This is a genomic window from Halobacteriovorax sp. (assembly GCF_041587335.1).
GTDB lineage: Bacteria > Bdellovibrionota > Bacteriovoracia > Bacteriovoracales > Bacteriovoracaceae > Halobacteriovorax.
This window is the reverse complement of sequence record NZ_JBFGYP010000063.1, coordinates 1-16,588: the sequence shown is the minus strand read 5'-3', so window position 1 is coordinate 16,588 and position 16,588 is coordinate 1. Positions and strand designations below refer to the sequence as shown.

20 protein-coding genes, 2 tRNA genes and 1 other RNA gene are annotated in these 16,588 nt (G+C 34.5%); 6 read left to right on the top strand and 17 right to left on the bottom strand.

Annotation, left to right across the window (positions count from 1 at the left end):
* The 5 genes from ABX784_RS10170 to mtnP form a co-directional block, all read right to left on the bottom strand.
* A partial coding sequence (locus ABX784_RS10170) for a hypothetical protein (RefSeq protein ID WP_372654923.1) occupies positions 1-255 on the bottom strand: 255 nt, incomplete at its 3' end.
* On the bottom strand, positions 248-2,167 hold the full coding sequence (locus ABX784_RS10165) for a penicillin-binding protein (RefSeq protein ID WP_372654922.1): 1,920 nt from the start codon (positions 2,165-2,167) through the stop codon (positions 248-250). The genes ABX784_RS10170 and ABX784_RS10165, both read right to left, overlap by 8 nt.
* A gap of 2 nt (positions 2,168-2,169) precedes the next feature.
* A complete protein-coding gene (locus ABX784_RS10160; protein WP_372654921.1) occupies positions 2,170-2,508 on the bottom strand; it encodes a hypothetical protein in 339 nt (112 codons plus the stop codon).
* Between the two features lie 63 nt (positions 2,509-2,571).
* Positions 2,572-3,549 (bottom strand): 16S rRNA (cytosine(1402)-N(4))-methyltransferase RsmH, encoded by a 978-nt coding sequence (rsmH, locus tag ABX784_RS10155; RefSeq protein ID WP_372654920.1) that lies wholly within the window; start codon positions 3,547-3,549, stop codon positions 2,572-2,574.
* Positions 3,549-4,397 carry an S-methyl-5'-thioadenosine phosphorylase gene (mtnP, locus tag ABX784_RS10150; RefSeq protein WP_372654919.1) on the bottom strand — a complete coding sequence of 283 codons (849 nt, stop codon included), beginning with the start codon at positions 4,395-4,397 and terminating at the stop codon, positions 3,549-3,551. The genes rsmH and mtnP overlap by 1 nt, the downstream gene beginning before the upstream one ends.
* 73 nt (positions 4,398-4,470) lie before the next feature.
* On the opposite strand from mtnP, the gene ABX784_RS10145 reads away from it, so the two are divergent.
* A complete protein-coding gene (locus ABX784_RS10145; protein ID WP_372654918.1) occupies positions 4,471-5,709 on the top strand; it encodes a hypothetical protein in 1,239 nt (412 codons plus the stop codon).
* 3 nt (positions 5,710-5,712) lie between these two features.
* Here the strand turns inward: ABX784_RS10145 and ABX784_RS10140 are convergent, their stop codons facing one another.
* The 9 genes from ABX784_RS10140 to ABX784_RS10100 form a co-directional block, all read right to left on the bottom strand.
* Positions 5,713-6,303 (bottom strand): ATP/GTP-binding protein, encoded by a 591-nt coding sequence (locus ABX784_RS10140; protein ID WP_372654917.1) that lies wholly within the window; start codon positions 6,301-6,303, stop codon positions 5,713-5,715.
* A 13-nt stretch (positions 6,304-6,316) separates the two neighbouring features.
* Complete coding sequence (locus ABX784_RS10135; protein ID WP_372654916.1) at positions 6,317-6,817, bottom strand: hypothetical protein; 501 nt, start codon at positions 6,815-6,817, stop codon at positions 6,317-6,319.
* A gap of 14 nt (positions 6,818-6,831) precedes the next feature.
* Complete coding sequence (recR, locus tag ABX784_RS10130; RefSeq protein ID WP_372654915.1) at positions 6,832-7,425, bottom strand: recombination mediator RecR; 594 nt, start codon at positions 7,423-7,425, stop codon at positions 6,832-6,834.
* Positions 7,426-7,433: 8 nt separating this feature from the next.
* Positions 7,434-7,748, bottom strand: a complete 315-nt coding sequence (locus ABX784_RS10125; protein ID WP_372654914.1) for a YbaB/EbfC family nucleoid-associated protein — start codon at positions 7,746-7,748, stop codon at positions 7,434-7,436.
* Positions 7,749-7,757: 9 nt separating this feature from the next.
* Positions 7,758-9,590, bottom strand: coding sequence for a DNA polymerase III subunit gamma/tau (gene dnaX / locus ABX784_RS10120; protein ID WP_372654913.1), 1,833 nt, complete (start codon positions 9,588-9,590; stop codon positions 7,758-7,760).
* A gap of 94 nt (positions 9,591-9,684) precedes the next feature.
* An RNA gene (gene ffs, locus ABX784_RS10115) (signal recognition particle sRNA small type) lies at positions 9,685-9,782 on the bottom strand.
* A gap of 160 nt (positions 9,783-9,942) precedes the next feature.
* Positions 9,943-10,030, bottom strand: a tRNA-Ser gene (locus ABX784_RS10110).
* A 62-nt stretch (positions 10,031-10,092) separates the two neighbouring features.
* Positions 10,093-10,617, bottom strand: coding sequence for a nucleoside deaminase (locus ABX784_RS10105; RefSeq protein ID WP_372654912.1), 525 nt, complete (start codon positions 10,615-10,617; stop codon positions 10,093-10,095).
* The gene (locus ABX784_RS10100; protein ID WP_372654911.1) at positions 10,562-11,299 is read right to left on the bottom strand and encodes a hypothetical protein; all 738 of its coding nucleotides are present in this window, start codon (positions 11,297-11,299) and stop codon (positions 10,562-10,564) included. The genes ABX784_RS10105 and ABX784_RS10100 overlap by 56 nt, the downstream gene beginning before the upstream one ends.
* Positions 11,300-11,399: 100 nt before the next feature.
* Here ABX784_RS10100 and ABX784_RS10095 point away from each other — a divergent pair, with 100 nt between their 5' ends.
* Complete coding sequence (locus ABX784_RS10095; protein ID WP_372654910.1) at positions 11,400-11,834, top strand: two-component system response regulator; 435 nt, start codon at positions 11,400-11,402, stop codon at positions 11,832-11,834.
* Here the strand turns inward: ABX784_RS10095 and ABX784_RS10090 are convergent, their stop codons facing one another.
* Entirely contained in the window at positions 11,835-12,293 is a 459-nt protein-coding gene (locus ABX784_RS10090) for an Lrp/AsnC ligand binding domain-containing protein (RefSeq protein WP_372654909.1), read from the bottom strand.
* A 140-nt stretch (positions 12,294-12,433) separates the two neighbouring features.
* Between ABX784_RS10090 and asnB the strand changes: the two genes are divergently transcribed.
* On the top strand, positions 12,434-14,023 hold the full coding sequence (gene asnB, locus ABX784_RS10085; RefSeq protein ID WP_372654908.1) for an asparagine synthase B: 1,590 nt from the start codon (positions 12,434-12,436) through the stop codon (positions 14,021-14,023).
* A gap of 77 nt (positions 14,024-14,100) precedes the next feature.
* Here the strand turns inward: asnB and ABX784_RS10080 are convergent.
* A tRNA-Arg gene (locus ABX784_RS10080) sits at positions 14,101-14,177 on the bottom strand.
* A gap of 243 nt (positions 14,178-14,420) precedes the next feature.
* Here ABX784_RS10080 and ABX784_RS10075 point away from each other — a divergent pair.
* The 3 genes from ABX784_RS10075 to ABX784_RS10065 are packed head-to-tail and all read left to right on the top strand — an operon-like array spanning position 14,421 to position 15,858.
* The gene (locus tag ABX784_RS10075; protein WP_372654907.1) at positions 14,421-15,011 is read left to right on the top strand and encodes a Spy/CpxP family protein refolding chaperone; all 591 of its coding nucleotides are present in this window, start codon (positions 14,421-14,423) and stop codon (positions 15,009-15,011) included.
* A 9-nt stretch (positions 15,012-15,020) separates the two neighbouring features.
* Positions 15,021-15,551 carry an RNA polymerase sigma factor gene (locus tag ABX784_RS10070; RefSeq protein ID WP_372654906.1) on the top strand — a complete coding sequence of 177 codons (531 nt, stop codon included), beginning with the start codon at positions 15,021-15,023 and terminating at the stop codon, positions 15,549-15,551.
* Positions 15,544-15,858, top strand: a complete 315-nt coding sequence (locus ABX784_RS10065; protein ID WP_372654905.1) for a hypothetical protein — start codon at positions 15,544-15,546, stop codon at positions 15,856-15,858. Before ABX784_RS10070 ends, ABX784_RS10065 begins: the two co-directional genes overlap by 8 nt.
* Here the strand turns inward: ABX784_RS10065 and ABX784_RS10060 are convergent.
* Positions 15,855-16,493 (bottom strand): HD domain-containing protein, encoded by a 639-nt coding sequence (locus ABX784_RS10060; protein ID WP_372654904.1) that lies wholly within the window; start codon positions 16,491-16,493, stop codon positions 15,855-15,857. The genes ABX784_RS10065 and ABX784_RS10060 overlap by 4 nt on opposite strands.
* Between the last annotated feature and the right edge of the window lie 95 nt (positions 16,494-16,588).

Genomic DNA, 16,588 nt, shown 5'->3' with positions numbered 1-16,588 from the left:
GTAATCAACGACCCACACATTTACATTATCAATATCTAGATTTTTAGAGACAATTATATTTCGACAATCACTATTTTTAAGCCTCTCAAGAAAGACCTGAATTGAGTTCGGGGAGTCTGTAATATGATAAAAGCAAACAGAATCTTCATCCGCCAGTTGTAAATTTGTCGTTGCACTCAATATTTCATCCTTACAAAAAGTGATGTTTTTTATTAAGTGATTTTTTAAAAGTTCTTCTATTTTTGAATTATTCATAGCTCGGAGGTTGGTAGTAAAGTCTAACTAAAGTTTCACCTTCAACTTTTACACCGACTTCAGGGCTTTGAGAAGATACAACGCCAATACCGTTATGAATTATTCTCAGACCAAGTTTTTTAGCAAGTCGACTCGCTGATTTTTTATCAAGACCTTGAAAGTTTGGAACTCCCCCCTTAATAATTCTAGTTGAAGAGTGCTTTATTCTTACTGTATCAAATGAGTTCTTTGTATTAAACTTTTTCTTTACTGTTAGGTTACCTAAATTACGATCTTTATAAAGAATATATTGAGCAATTTTTTTGAACACAGGTCCTGTAACCGTACCCCCATAGTACTTCTTACCTCTAGCAGGTTTATCTACATAAACGTAAACAGTAAATTTGTCTTTAGTTCCAATTGGGAAACCTAAAAATCCTGGGATATATCCACTATATCCTCCATTTTTATCAGATCTCTGAGCAGTCGATGTTTTACCTGCGATAGTAAAGTACGGGATTCTTGCTTTCCCGCCTGTTCCTTCCTCTACGGCCTTCACTAACATTTCTTTTAGCTCTCTAGAAGTTTGGAAATCGATTATTTGAGTTTTATTTTCTTCGTTTAACTCTGACTTATCACGTTTTAATATAGTTGGCTTAATATAGTACCCACCATTACTTATGGCCGAATATGCTGCTAGCATTTGAATACCTGTCGCAGCAACACCTTGACCAAAACTGATATTACTTAGGCTTAGAGGAGGTACATTTTCTTCATCGTTAAATATACCTCTTGATTCTCCGGCAAGCTCAAGACCAGTCTTTTCACCAATTTTAAACTTCTTCAGAGTTTCTTTTAGTTTTGGGTAAGTTAAGTCAAAAGCAATCTTTGTTGTACCTACGTTAGAAGAGTATTGTAAAATTTCTGAAACCGATAACCATTCAAATTTCTTTCTGGCTTCTGCTTCACTGATAACATGACCTTCAACTCTAAGCTTTCCTTGCTCACAATAATAATTTGTATCTGGTCTAGCAATCTTATGCTCAAGTGCCGAAGCAATTGTTAGCGCTTTAAAAGTAGAGCCTGGTTCAAAAGGGTCTGTGATAAAGGCTAATTTTTTATTTTTAGATGGTGATTTATGTGGCTCATTTGGATCGAAGTTTGGATAATTCCCCATCGCCAAAATTTCACCAGTCTCAGAGTTCATTACTCCAAAGCCACCTCTTATAGCTCCATACTCTTCAACAGCATCCTTCAAAGCCTTTTCTGCTATTGACTGAAGATCTTTATCAATTGAAAGAACAATATCTTTAGCACCACTGCCTACTTGTGTACTTTCAAACTTTACGGGTCTACCTTTTCTATCAATTACATACTTTGTAATCTTTGGTTTCCCTCTAAGTTGTTCATCAAAAGCATGTTCAATACCAGATAAGCCTACATTATCTATTCCTACAAAACCTACTGTTTGACTTGAAAGTTCATGATTTGGATAAAACCTTTTTGCGACGGCCTCAATATGTACACCCTTTAATTCTTTAAGTGCTTTAACTTGATCAGAACTAAGCTCAATTTTTCTAGCAAGAAAGGTAAACTTTTTTCTTTTCTTTATTATTGAAAGAATCTTTTTATAAGTAAGCCCAGGAACAATCTTAGACACTTGCTTATAAGTTGAGTAATCACCTTTTAAGTTTTTAGGAATAGTAAATATACTGTAAGTCTGAACATTTATAGCAAGAGGGTTACCATTTCTATCAAGAATACTCCCTCTTTTTGGGTAAGTAGTTCTTTCTCTAAAGAACTGTCTCTTTGCTTTAGTCAGTAGTAAATCTTTATCTACAACCTGAACAATAAAGGCCTTCACTAGTATTGCTGAGAATAGTGCAAAGAAGACAAAGAATGATATTTTTATTTTAGTTTTACTATCTTCCATAATTAAGGAATTACAATCACCTGGTTTTGCTTAGGTTGTTTAAGTTCGTATTTTCTAGCAATAGTTCTGAGATTTTTAACAGAAAGAAGGCGGGCCTTCTTAGCTCTCAGCTCTTTACTCTCTAGTGCTACTTTTTCTATATCTTTATTCATATTAGTAATCTTATAGTTAAGTTCAATTCCTTTCATTCTAAAAAGAACAAACAAAACTCCTAATACAGACAATGTCAGCATTATAGGTAAGCCTTGTGAGCTTAGAAATACTTTCTTGAAAGATTCTGATACAGAATTTGAAAGTGTACTTTTTGATCTAGATTTAGATTTTCTTTTTTTAGCAGCCATCTGCTGTCTCCTAAGCTTCTTGCTTAATAAAACAACTTTATAAAAGTGGAGCTTCATGCCCCTTTATCTATTTTCGCCTATTTTTGAAAATTGTGCATACTTATTCTTCGATTTTTTTTCTTTTATTTTACTTATCACTCTAAGTTTAGCACTTCGTGAACGAGGATTTTCCTCTAACTCCCCATGAGAAGGGACGATAGGCTTTTTAGTGTATAACTCATAAGGAACCTCACCCTGCACGGCGTCTTTAAATAGATTTTTAACGATTCTATCCTCTAATGAGTGAAAAGTGATAATTGCAAGCCGTCCATTTATATCAAGAAGGTCAAGTAAACCAGGAATAACCCTTTCTAAAACATCTAATTCTTTATTAACTTTTATGCGAAGGGCCTGGAAACATTTTGTAGCTGGATTAATTTTTCCAAACTGAAGCTTTTTAGGATAACAATTAATAATTAACTGCTCTAGCTCTTTGGTTGTTTCTATAGGGGCAATCTCTCTCTTCTCTAGAATACTTCTAACAATTCTATGCGAGAACTTTTCTTCACCATATCTAAAGAAGATATTTTCTAAATCTTCCTTAGAGTAATTATTGATTATATAAGCTGCTGTTTCTAATTCATCATTATCTGCATCCATTCTCATATCTAATGGGGCATCAAAACGAAAAGAGAATCCTCTCTCTCCTTGATCAAAGTGATGACTAGAAACACCGAGGTCAGCTACAATTCCATTAAACTTTAATTCTGGGTGAGTTTCCTTTATAAATTCAGGAAACTCTTCAAAGTTCATATCATTTAAAAAAACTCTTTCGCTTAGGTTCAATTCATCAATATGACTTTTTCCATTCTTAAGAGCATCAGGATCTTGATCAACACTATAAACATTAATATTTTCATTTGTTCCGGCTAAAGCAAAAGTGTGCCCTCCTGCTCCAAATGTCATATCAGCAAAGTTTATATTATCTAGTTGCTCACAATTCTCATTGAGAATATCAACAACCTCTTTATTTAAAACTGAATAATGTTTTTTATAAGTCATTACGCCTTTAGCACTTTGCAAATTTCTTTTTGCTCTGAATTCATTGCACTCTCTGGAGTCATTATTGCAAAAGTATTCTCTTTTACAAAATCAAACCTATTCTTATTTAAACTTTTCAAAGCGCTTTTAATAATCTTTTGCGCTGTTTTGTTATTACTGCTCATTACTTTCATTATTTCCTCCACAGAGCAATGATCATCTTCACGCCAACAATCATAATCCGTAACCATTGCTAGGGTAGCATAGGCCATTCCCGCTTCCTTAGCTAAGTAAGCTTCTGGAACATTAGTCATTCCTATAACTGTAGCACCAAAGCCTCTGTAAATATTTGACTCTGCTTTTGAAGAAAACTGCGGACCCTCAATACAAATATATGAGCCCCCTAAATGATAATTCGCTTCAGTCTCTTTACAAGAATCCTCTAGAACTTTCTGAAGACCTTTTTCTATCGGATATGCTGTTGAAACATGTCCAACTATACCTTCTCCAAAGAATGTTCTTCTTCTTCCGCCTTTGGTCCAATCTATAAATTGATCAGGAAGTACCATTGTTGTTGGTGGGCACTCTTCTTTTAGTGAACCTACAGCTGATACCGATATTAAATACTCAACACCCAGTGACTTAAGGGCATAAATATTTGCACAGTAATTCACTTCATGAGGTAACACATGATGATTTCTTCCATGACGCGGAATGAAATAGAACTCAACTCCGTCAATTTTTGCATGGATAACTTTATCTGAAGGTTTTCCAAATGGAGTCTCTATAGATTGTTCTTCTATAATTTCAATACCTTCTATATTGTAAACACCACTACCACCAATAATTCCTATTGCTTTTTCGGCCATTCTTCCCTCGTATCATCAATATTTGACTACTCAAATTGGTTAATGACACAATTCTACTCGAGGCACATTCAATTTGAAAGTGGATTTAAGTAATATGGCACCTGCAGTAGCGACAAAAGATACATGTATGAAATACTTGAAACAGTACCAATCATACAAACAACACACTAAGAATTTCTTAGAGAGCGCCACTCGTACGTCAATTAGAGACTCAATTGAAGCTGTCGAAGTTTTCATAAGACAACCCAATATCGTTTCGATGGGACACCTGGTAAAAACTTTAACAAACTCTGGAACGTGGATTTCGCATTCAACTCTTAGACACCTTCACGCGCATATAGATTTTTTCAATAGGCGTAATAACTTTATAGAAGACGAAGGATTTCAAGAGATCATTGAGGCCACAGCAAAGTCTGACAGTAGTATTTTTTCAAAGTATGATGAAGCAGCGATTTTTGAAGCTATTTATCTTGAGCTAGATTATTCTCATAAAACAGCTGAACATACTTCTAGAATTTCAATTCCAAAAATTGATTCAACGTTAGTTCTCATATCTGGTGTATTCAATGAGATGTTTTCAACACCAGCTTTTGAAAGAGGTGCGCAACATCTTTTTAAAACGAAGGGTATTAAGTACATAGCCGCAAATGTTAATGGTGCCAAGTCATCTAAGTACAACTCAAAATTATTAGCAGAACAACTCAAGAGATATAGTAAAGAAAACCCTAATGAAAAATTATGGTTACTATGCTTTTCAAAAGGTGGACTCGATACTCTTCATTTTTTAAAAAATGAAAAAGAGTGGGCCGAAGAACATATTGAAGGTGTAAGTACTATTGCATCTCCCATCCTTGGATCAGATCATTTAAAAAAGAAAATCTTTAAAATGATCAACAGTGTTCATATCTTTGAAAATACTAAATTGTATAAGTATATCGATAAGAAAAAAGATATTATGATGAAAGAGTTTCAACAATCTCTTTCTAGCGATTATCAATCTAATTGGTTTCAAAGAAATCACAAAGAACTTCCAAAACTACATTTCTATTCCGCAATAGGACTAGAGTCAGAGTGGTACGAAAGTCATATATGGATGGTGCTTACTAAATTGATTTTTCAAAGTAGCGAAAATAATGATGGTGTAGTAGATACAAAGAATTCTCAATATCCAAGCTATTTTAAAGGTATAAACTTGGGCATTCTTAAAGGTCACCACTTAATAGGAACTAGATCAAGCTTCTATAATCAAGAGGCCCTACTTGAAACACACTTAGTAATGCTAAGCTTTTTAGAAAAAAGCTCTAAACTCTAGAGCTTATTCAACACCACTTTTCAAGTTCATAAGAACTAACTTACTAATATGTTTCAATGATTCAAATACTCCATTACCTTGAGTTGCTATTCCTTCAAACTCTTGGAGATTCCATTTATTTAGTTTTTCAGATAAGTCTTCAGTACTCATCACATTAGGCAAGTCTCTCTTATTCCATTGCATAATAATTGGAATTTGAGACATATCATACCCTTGCTCTAAGAGGTTACTTTCTAAACTTTTTAAGCTCTCTATATTTGCATCAAGTCTCTCAACTTGTGAATCGGCAACAAATACAACTCCATCAACTCCTCGAAGAATTAACTTTCTACTCGCCTCATAGAAAACTTGCCCAGGAACTGTGTAAAGATGAAACCTTGTTTTAAAGCCTCTAATCTCTCCAAGATCTAGTGGTAAGAAGTCAAAGAAGAGTGTTCTCTCATTTTCATTATTTAATGAAATGATTTTTCCCTTAGAGTCTCCAGATGTTTTCTGGTAAACGTGCTGTATATTTGTCGTTTTTCCACCAAGGCCTGGACCGTAGTAAACAATTTTACAGTTAATTTCTTTTGAATGATAGTTCACAAAAGACATATCAAGTCCTCAATTATTGAAGTGTTGATGCAAAGAGATTATCCATCTCTTCATCAGTAATATTATTAAATAAGTTTGAATCCTGAACTTCAGCCTTTATATTTACCATTGTCCAAAATTCAGCAAGTCTCCAGCTAATTTCACGAAGCTTTGCTTTAATCATGCCTGGATTCACTTCATTAAAGTAAATTAGTCCAAGGTAAACTTCTTCTCCATCAAGACTTACTGGTACTATATAGATACCTTTGTCGGAAGTATCAAAGCTTAGTCTATACTCTTCTTCCATACTAGAATTAGGAATAAACGAGGCCATTGCTCTAGCAGCTTGCCATACGCCACCAAGAAGAGCGCCTACAGATGCATCATCGAATTCAGAATTAAGTTCATTCCTAACATAGAGAGGCACACCGTCAGATCTACAAAGAAATAGACTACTATTAGTCAGCTGAGATAAGTCAGCTACTTCTGAAAAGAATTCGTGCGCTAGTTTTGGTAAATTTTCTAGGCTAAACAAAACCACTCCCTGGTTTACATTTTCTTTTTATTCTCTAAGGCCTTTGCAATTGTCATTGTGTCTAAGTATTCAAGACTTCCACCCATTGGAATTCCAAAGCCAATTCTATCAACTTCAACATTATCAGGTAGGACTTGTTTTATATATGAGCAAGTTGCATCTCCTTCAACAGAAGGGTTTACAGCTAAAATGATACTATCAACCTCTAGAGACCTTACCCTTTTAACAAAAGAATCAATCTTTAACTCTTCTGGCCCTACACCCATTAAAGGATTTAGAACGCCTCCAAGAATATGATAAAGACCACTATAGTTTCCACTTCTCTCGATGGCCAAGCAGTCTGTCACATTTTCAACGACACAAATTGACTGCTCTTTCTTTCTTTCGCTGTCAGAACATATTTCACAATAATCATTATCAGAATACATTCCACAATCTATACATGCTTTCAGATTTGCCAAATTTTTCATGGCATCACCAAAAGAGTTTAAATCTTCCGTAGACCACTTTGCCAATATAAGTGTTTGCCTAGTTGCCGTTTTATCGCCAACACCAGGAATTTTACTCAATTGATCAATTACATTTAGTAAGGTTTCCGGAAGTTCCACAATCGACCTTAGAAAAGTCCTGGGATATTTAATCCACCAGTAACTTTACTCATTGCCCCACTAACCATATCTTGAGACTCTTTAACTGCTTGATTAACAGCTGTCTGAACAAGTTCCTCTAATGTTTCAACATCAGATGGGTCAACACATTCAGGGTTAATTTTCATTTCTAATATTTCTTGTTTACCATTTATTTTGATCTTAACCATTCCACCGCCAGCAGAAATATCTAGCTCTCTAGACTCTAACTCTTTTTGTAGAGTAGACATCTTTTGTTGCATTACTTGTGCTTGCTTCATTAAGTGATTTAAGTTCTTTGCCATAAAAAGCTCCTAATTATTTTTATCTTTTGAAATTACTATTTTATCTATTTTTGAATTAAAAATTGTTTCAGCTTGCTTGATAAAAGGGTGACTTCTTATTTTATCCTTTTTATCTTCTTCAACTTTCTCTTCTTCCATTTGTTTTATTTGTGCTTTCGATTTAAATTCTGAATCGATGGCCTTTTCTTCATCTACTGTTTCTAACTGTAAGTTAACTTTTTCAATCTCCACACTAAAGAAGTTAGCGACAAGTTCTTTCAATTTATCAAAAGATTCTTGCTCCTTTAAATAATCTAGAAAAACTCTACTTGTTTCAGGAAATCCTATTTCTATAGATACCGAAGATTCGGTAACAGAAAGTGGTGATAAAATATTTCCTTGCTCAAGATTTGCCGCAGAGGCAGGAGATACTTTGAATAAGTAGGCGAGAAATCCATCCCAATCCCTTGGTAAATCTTCAACAGACTTTTCCTTAAGAATTTCTTCGTCTTTAGATGTTTTTTGAACTTCATCTTCAACGATAGGTTTCTCTATTTTTTCTGAGCTCTCAAGAGCAGAGCTCATTTTAGAGAACTCTTCTTTTGGATCTATTTCTTCCGTTTTCTCAACAGGTGATTGCTCTACCTTCTCAATAGAAACTTCTGGCTTCTTATCAGAAACTAAGTCTATACCTGGCTTTACTTCATTAGGTTCATTAGCTTGTGGTTGAGGTTCTTCACCTATAGGTTTATTAACTTTTTTTTTAGGTACTTCACTCTTTTCAAAAAAAGAGTTACGAAGGGCAACTTTTTGCAAGGCTATCTCAGTACAGTTCTCTGGAGAGAGAGATGATAGTGTCCAAGCAACATCTTTAGAAATACTTTCATATATCCAAAAAACTTCACCGGACTGTAGCTGAGTAGAGTCAACCTTAGGCCATCTCTTTTTTAGATTTTCAATATGATCAATTTGAGAAATAAATAAGTAAAATTCATCTAATAAAGAGTGACAAATATTTTTTACCGATACATTTTCATTTAATAAGTTTTTGTAGAGTTTAACAACGTTATCTTTGTCACCATTTATAATATCGCTTACTAACTCAATAATTACAGAAGTCTTAGCAAGCCCTAGAGCAAACGTAACACTTTGCTCATTAATCACTCCATTTTCAGAAAAACTTAAAACTTGATCTAGAAGTGAGAGAGTATCTCTAACTGAACCTTTCCCTTGAATACAAATCTGCTTAATAATTGATTCATTTTCAAATTGTATATTCTCTTCTTCTGAAATTTTCTTTAAATGATTTACAAGATCAGAGACTACGGCATTTCTAAAATCAAATCTCTGACATCTAGAAAGAACTGTTCCTAAAAGTTTCTCAGGTTCAGTTGTGGCCAAGATAAAAATCGCATGTGCCGGAGGTTCTTCTAAAGTTTTCAAAAGTGCATTAAAAGCACTTGTTGAAAGCATGTGAACTTCATCAATTATATAAATTTTATACTTACCACTCGTAGGTAAATATTGAATGTTACCAATTAGGTCTCTGATATCATCAACACTATTATTTGATGCACCATCAATCTCAACGACATTCATTGAGCTAGCGCTATCAAAATCTATACAGCTATCGCAAGCTCCACAAGCATTTGAATCCTCTAGTCTTGCCTCACAACGAATTGCCTTAGCAAATATCCTCGCAACAGAAGTTTTTCCAATCCCACGCGTCCCAGTTAATATATAGGCGTGCCCTAGCTTGTCTCTAGACAAAGCATTCTGTAGAGATTTCGTTATATGGCTCTGGCCTATAACATCCTGAAATCTCTTGGGTCTCCATTTTCTTGCAAGAACTTGATAAGACATTAAAACTATCCACTTCGATTAATAAATTCGTTAGTTAAAGGTAATGAAATTAATGGATTTAGGCAATGAAAAAGGGGGATTGTGATATCTAAGGGGCAGCCTAACTCAACGACACATCATACCAAAAGTTACCGTTGCTTCGTTCCCGACCTGGCGGAGTTCACCATGAATACAATTGACGTGAGTCAGACTACCGACCGCCATCATATTTTCTTAGAACCCCGATGTCAATTTGTTAAGGAATCTACTCATAATTATTCACTTTTATCTCGATGATGCTTACTAAAATATCAAGTTAATCTTGGGTAACTTAATCTAAATAAGAAGATAAGATAATTGAAGATTTGCAGAATGGCGGAGAACAAGGGATTCGAACCCTCGAAACGTTGCCGCTTACACGCTTTCCAAGCGTGCGCCTTCGACCACTCGGCCAATTCTCCGCATTTAAGACTTCTTATATTTTTATCAACTAAGATCTGAAGTGTCTATTTCTAGAGATTTATTATTTCTTATATGAAGATCTTTTTTCTCTAAAGAATCGAGAGAGTATCTTTGATGACTCAAAGTGACCGACTCCTCCAACAACACTAAAGTTATGATTAAGTCTTTTATCTTTATAAAGATTATAATTAAGACTTATCGCTCCGCCTTTTGGATCATAAGCAGCAAAGACTAACTTATCAACTCTCGCTTGAATCAGAGCACTCAAACACATTGGACAAGGCTCCAGTGTTACAAAGATTGTACAACCACTAAGGCGCCAATTTCCTCGTTTCTTACAAGCTTCCCTGATTGCTAAGATTTCAGCATGTCCACAAGGGTCATGATTATGCTCTTTTTCATTATGAGTTTGACTCAATACATTTCCAGACTCATCAACAATGGCCGCCCCTATAGGAACCTCATCAATAGAGTAGGCTTTATACGCCTCATCCATTGCAACACTCATCATCCACTTATATTCTTCGAAGTTATGCATTTGAACCTTGTTTTCTGTATCTAGTTTTCTTTTTAAATACTTTTTCATTTGACCAGTAGCTGTGAAATTCTTCGTATTCCGACTCAGTATAATCATCATCAAAAATAAACTTAACTCCATGTGACGCCGGTCTTCCAAGAGAGTATCTTCTTCGACTCATTATCTCTACCTGAAATCTAAAATTCTTAACTCCATTGGAAGCAAATATTTTCACTTTTTCTCCGACATTAATATCTTTAAAAGAGGCAAGACATCCAGCATTTCTTCTTAAATCTGTTAACCTTGCTTCGCATTTTTTATCTTCAAATAAAAACTCTACTTTTGAATCATCTCTAAATCTAAAGTCATACTCCCACCATGAGACTCGTGGATAGTAAATAGGAGATAGTAAAATATAGGACTCAATCGATAGAATTACTCCCGCAATTAAATATAGATAAAATAGTTGAAGCTCACTTTGAGTCATCACGATATGGTAGAGCTTATAGGCAATAAAACTACCTGTCGCAAAAGTGAACGTCCAAAATGAATAGTAGAGATCTGTTAGAGTTTTAAAATAAAGCTTATAAAAAATCATTAAACCCATTAAGGTAAATATTGTCCAAAATATCTTTATATTAAGAAAACCCTCTATAATAAAGGCCAAGGAAATAATAGAGAAGTGTCCCCACTGCAATAAATGGACCCTGTCTATATCTTGCCTAATTTTTAAATTTGAAATATCAATCATTACGTTTCCCTGAAGAGCCTAAGGTAATATTATCTTAATTTTCAACCTATATACCAAGTATAAGACGAATTTTCCGATATAATACTATTAGGAGACTACTATGTTTATACTTCAATACCCTATTAAAATAGTTCTTGTAGATGATGATCCAGAATCATTAACATTAATGAATAGATTCCTAGAAAACAATGACAAGTTCGATATCTACTCATTTACCTCTCCAAAAGAAGCTTTGGAGTTTATGAAAGAAAATGAAACTCAGATAGCTGTAGTAGATATTAATATGAAAGAGATGTATGGAGATCGTCTCTTATCTAATATTATTGATCTTGAATCAGGAACAGAAGTTATTATTATAACGGCCTCTGATAATCTTATTAACTTCACAGCTTGCTATAAACTGAGAGCAAACGGATTTATGTTTAAACCACTTGAGAAGAAGTCCTTTAATGCTATCGTTGAAAACTCTCACAAAAATTTAATCAACTGGAACAATGTCTTCAGTGAAATGATTATGAGAAAACATAGTGCGTAACTAAACTTGAAGCTCTCTATCTATTGGAGTCTCAAGACATATGAATGACTCTGTTGATCTTATCTCTTCAATTGCCTGCAGCTTCTTCACAAGGAAGTTGTGATAGTGATCGATATCTTTTGTAACCACTTTTATAAAAAGAGCATAGTTACCTGTTGTATACAAAGACTGAACCACTTCAGGAAATTTCTCTAATTTCTTAACAACTTTAGATACAACTTTTGCGTTAACTAAATGTATCCCAAGAAGAACCTCTACACCATAACCTAGTTTCTTGTGATCGATAGTTATTTTACTACCTGTGATAATCCCTCTTTCTCGAAGTTTCTCTATTCTCTGATGAATCGTTCCACCTGCAACATTGCACTTTCTCGCAATTTCTAAGAAAGGCCTTCTAGCATCCTTTTGAAGTTCTTCAATTATGCGTCTATCTAGACTATCAATTTGATAATTATCCATGATTTCCCTCCCCCTTTTTTATCATTTTAACACAAAAACATACCCTCTATTAAATAATTAACAGTCAAAGCTCATTACTATTAATAATTATTCAGCAAAAGCTATCATTAACCGATAAATCAACACCAAGGGGAGTGTTTATGTGTGGTTTTATGGCATTTAAAAGTAAGGACCTTACTCAAATTGAAAAAGATAGTTTTAGTAAAATAAAGTATAGAGGTCCCGATCAATCGAAAGTTTTAAAGCTAGAAGGAAATGTCATAATGGCCTTTCACAGGTTATCTATTATGGATCTCTCAGATAAAGGTATGCAACCTTTTCAAAACTCCTCTCAAGATGCAATTGTATGTAACGGAGAAATTTATAATCATCAACAAATTAAAGGTACATTACTTTCAGGGGAAGTATTTCAATCTAAATCAGACTGTGAAGTCATTCTCCCACTATATAAGAAGTTTGGAATAGAAAAACTTTGCAAAAATCTAGATGGAGAATTCTCATTTGTCATTTGGGACCATCAACAAGAAATGTTCTTAGCTGCTCGTGACCAAATAGGCATTAGGCCTTTATTCTATGGTTACAAGAAAGATGACTCAACTATTGCATTTGCTTCTGAGGTAAAAGCTCTTCAGGACTTCTGCACTAAGATTAAGCCCTTTCCTCCTGGTCACTACTTTGATGGCTCTAGCTTTATAGAGTTTGACTCTATTCATGAAGTTCAAGTTGACGAGGAAATTACTCAAGACAAGGCGCTACATGGTATCAAACAGCTCCTTGAGCAAGCCGTTATTAAAAGACTAGACTCTGATGCTAAGATTGGATTTCTATTAAGCGGAGGATTAGATAGTAGTCTTGTATGCGCAATAGCTGCTAGAGAATCGAAAGAGAGAATCAAAACTTTTGCTGTTGGGATAAAAGAAGATCCTATCGATACGAAATACGCCAAAATTGTAGCCGATCATATTGACTCAGATCATACAGAGTATTTATTCTCTAAATCAGATCTACTAGAAACGCTAGACACCCTAATCTATAGACTTGAGAGCTTTGATATTACAACCATCAGAGCATCTCTAGGGATGGACTTAATATGTAGGTACATTAAAAAGACTACAGATATCAAAGTATTAATGACAGGTGAGTGCAGTGATGAAATGTTTGGATATAAATATACAGATTTTGCTCCATCACCATCTGAGTTTCAAAAAGAAGCGGCAAAAAGAATGAAAGAGCTCTATATCTATGATGTACTAAGAGCGGACAGATGTATCAGTTCCAACTCATTAGAAGCAAGAGTACCATTTAGTGATAAGTCTTTTTCTAAATTTGTCATGAGTATTCCACCAAAATTAAAAATGAATACTACAGGTCATGGAAAATTTCTTCTACGGGCTGCATTTGATTTAGAAGACTATCTTCCTAAGGACATCCTCTATAGACAAAAGGCTGCCTTTAGCGATGCTGTAGGTCACTCAAGTGTTGATTATCTAAAAACTCTTGCCGAGCTAACAATTACTGACCAAGAGTTCTCAAGAAGTAAGGAGCTTTATCCTCACTGCACTCCTACGACCAAAGAATCCTTCCTATACAGACAAATATTTGAAAAGCACTATCCTAATCAATCCCATCTCATAGAAGCGATATGGCTGCCAAATCAGGAATGGGAAAATTGTAAGGTAAGTGATCCAAGCGCTAGAGCACTTCCCAACTATGGCAAGAGTGGACTTTAAAGATATTAGGTACTTAAAAAGTGAATTGAGCAAAAAAAAAACCAGAGTGGGTTAAACTCTGGTTTTTTTAAGATAAATGGTGCACCCTGAGAGATTCGAACTCCCGACCTTCTAATTCGTAGTCAGATGCTCTATCCAGCTGAGCCAAGGGTGCACATTTAAGACATAAATTAGCGGTTACTCGATCGGCTGTCAAGTTACCAAAAGTAAGAATTACACATATACATACATCCTAGGCAATCTCTGAACTTATCCAATAAATCTAAAATTCGTTTATAATTAAAGTAAGAAAATTCATAAAATCAGATATTTAGACTTCAAATAAAAATGAACTTTTTAATGCTTTGAACCGTCTAAGTATTACATAGCAACTAAAGCTATCAACTCGGAGATATATATGAAGTCATTATTAAGCCTTACAGTTATTACTCTTTTATTTACTTACAACACTCACGCTAAAAAAGGGGAGATGTTTGAAGTTAGAAAAGCTGCGTGTGCAGAGAAGTCTGTTGGAGATGCTTGTACTTTCCAAGGAAAGAAAGGAGAAAAGAGCGGTACATGTAAGGAAGGAAAAAGAGATAAAGAAGTCTTATTTTGCAAAGGTGAAAGAGGAAAAAAGGGTGGTCAATTTGGAATGCTCAAAGAATTAAACCTCTCAAAGGAACAATTCGCAAAACTTAAAACTTTTAGAGAGTCAGAAAAAGCGAAACGAGAAGAAAGAAAGCCACTTAAAGATAAGATCAAGTCTTTAAAAGAAGATATTAAGAAAGGATTTATCAGTAACATATCAGATGAGAAAATGCTTACGATACATAGAGAAATCTCAACAGTTAGAGCAAAAATTGAAGAACTAAGATTTTCAAAAATGGTTGCTCTAAAAAACATTCTAAATGAAGAACAAAGAACAAAGTTCATGGAACTTGATGAAAAGAGAAAAGAAAAATTTAAAAAGAGACGTGGCATGAGAAAAGAAAAGTCGGAACAATAAGGATTTATTTTGATTCATCTAATAAAAGATATTCTCAATCCTCTTTCTGAGTCCTCACTAGAGGTCAAGAGAGAGGATTTTGATAAACTCTACATGGAAAATGCTGAATTTATCAGAACGAGTATTTACTGGATGGTAAGAAATCAAAACATCGACGATATTGTTCAAGATACTTTTTTAAAGGCCTGGAAAAAATTTGATAGCTTTAATAGGAAATCAAGCTTTAGAACATGGCTGTACAGAATTGCAATGAATACAACATATGATTACTTAAGAAAGAATAAGAATTACCTAGAAAGTGAAGTTAGCTCTGAAATCTCAGGAGACAACAATGAATTAAAAGATCTTATTTCCAAAGCGCTTCACTCTTTGAATTTGAAACATAGAGAGGCATTTATACTTTTTTATAAGTTTGAATATAGCCAAAAAGAAGTTGCTGAGACCCTATCAATTTCAGAAGGTACAGCAAAATCACGTATTCACTATGCCAAAGAAAAATTCACAACTTTTCTTAAAAACAATGGAGTGGAAAATGAATGATCAAAAGTTAAAAGATTTAATTAAAAATGATAAGAGTGCTCCAAAAACCCCAAAGAATGAGCTGGATCAAATCTATCAAAAAATAGAAGATGATGCTTCATCTATAATGAACCTTCTTAACATAAAGTCTTTCGCTCTATCTTGTTGCCTCATCATTGTTGTCTCAGGAGTAAAGTTTAGTATTACCGAACTTTCAACACAGCAACTTACTGAAGTAGAGCAGCAAGAGTTAATTGAGTATATGCTTGAAGATCAATACTTAAGTAATACTGATAGCTCATATGCATGGGTAGATGAGAGTAATTAAATTCTTAACTCTTCTTCTAATTGAGACACAAAGTCTTTAAGAACATCGACCCTTTTACTTGCCTCAAGTTTACCTTCTTCTGTCTTCATCGTTTCAGGAATCTTAAAAAGCTTTACCCAAAAATGATCCAAAGCATATCTCTTATCGTCTAAATCTCTATTTTTTGCACTAGGATCACTTGAATCAAACAACGAACTTCCCATAATGCCGGAGACATAAAATGTTCTCGCGATTCCAATGGCGCCTAGAGATTCCATTCTATCAGCGTCTTGTACTATCATTGCCTCTAAGGTCTCTGTCTCTATACTAGCACTATGAGAATGAGCTTCTATACAATGCATAGTATTTGCAAGAAGCTCTTCAGGAAACCCCATACTCGATAGTATCTTCTCTGCTTCAATTGCAGAGTGCTTAGATGATAAACTTCTTTGAGATGAATCCTTAGGGTAGTTTACTAAATCATGAAAGTAGCTAGAGGCCAAGAGAACTAGAGAATTGGCTTTTTCATCTACATTTAGTCTCTTACAGATATTCCAGACGCGCTTAAAGTGAAACAAGTCATGGCTCTTGTCCTTAAAGACATTCCCACTATAGTGAGCAATAAACTTTTCTTCCCATAAGTCTAATTGATGCATCTAAAGAATTTCCTTAGTGATTTGATTTTGAATTTAAAAGTGATTTAAAATGGCGGAGACAGAGAGATTCGAACTCTCGGAACCGTCAAACGGTT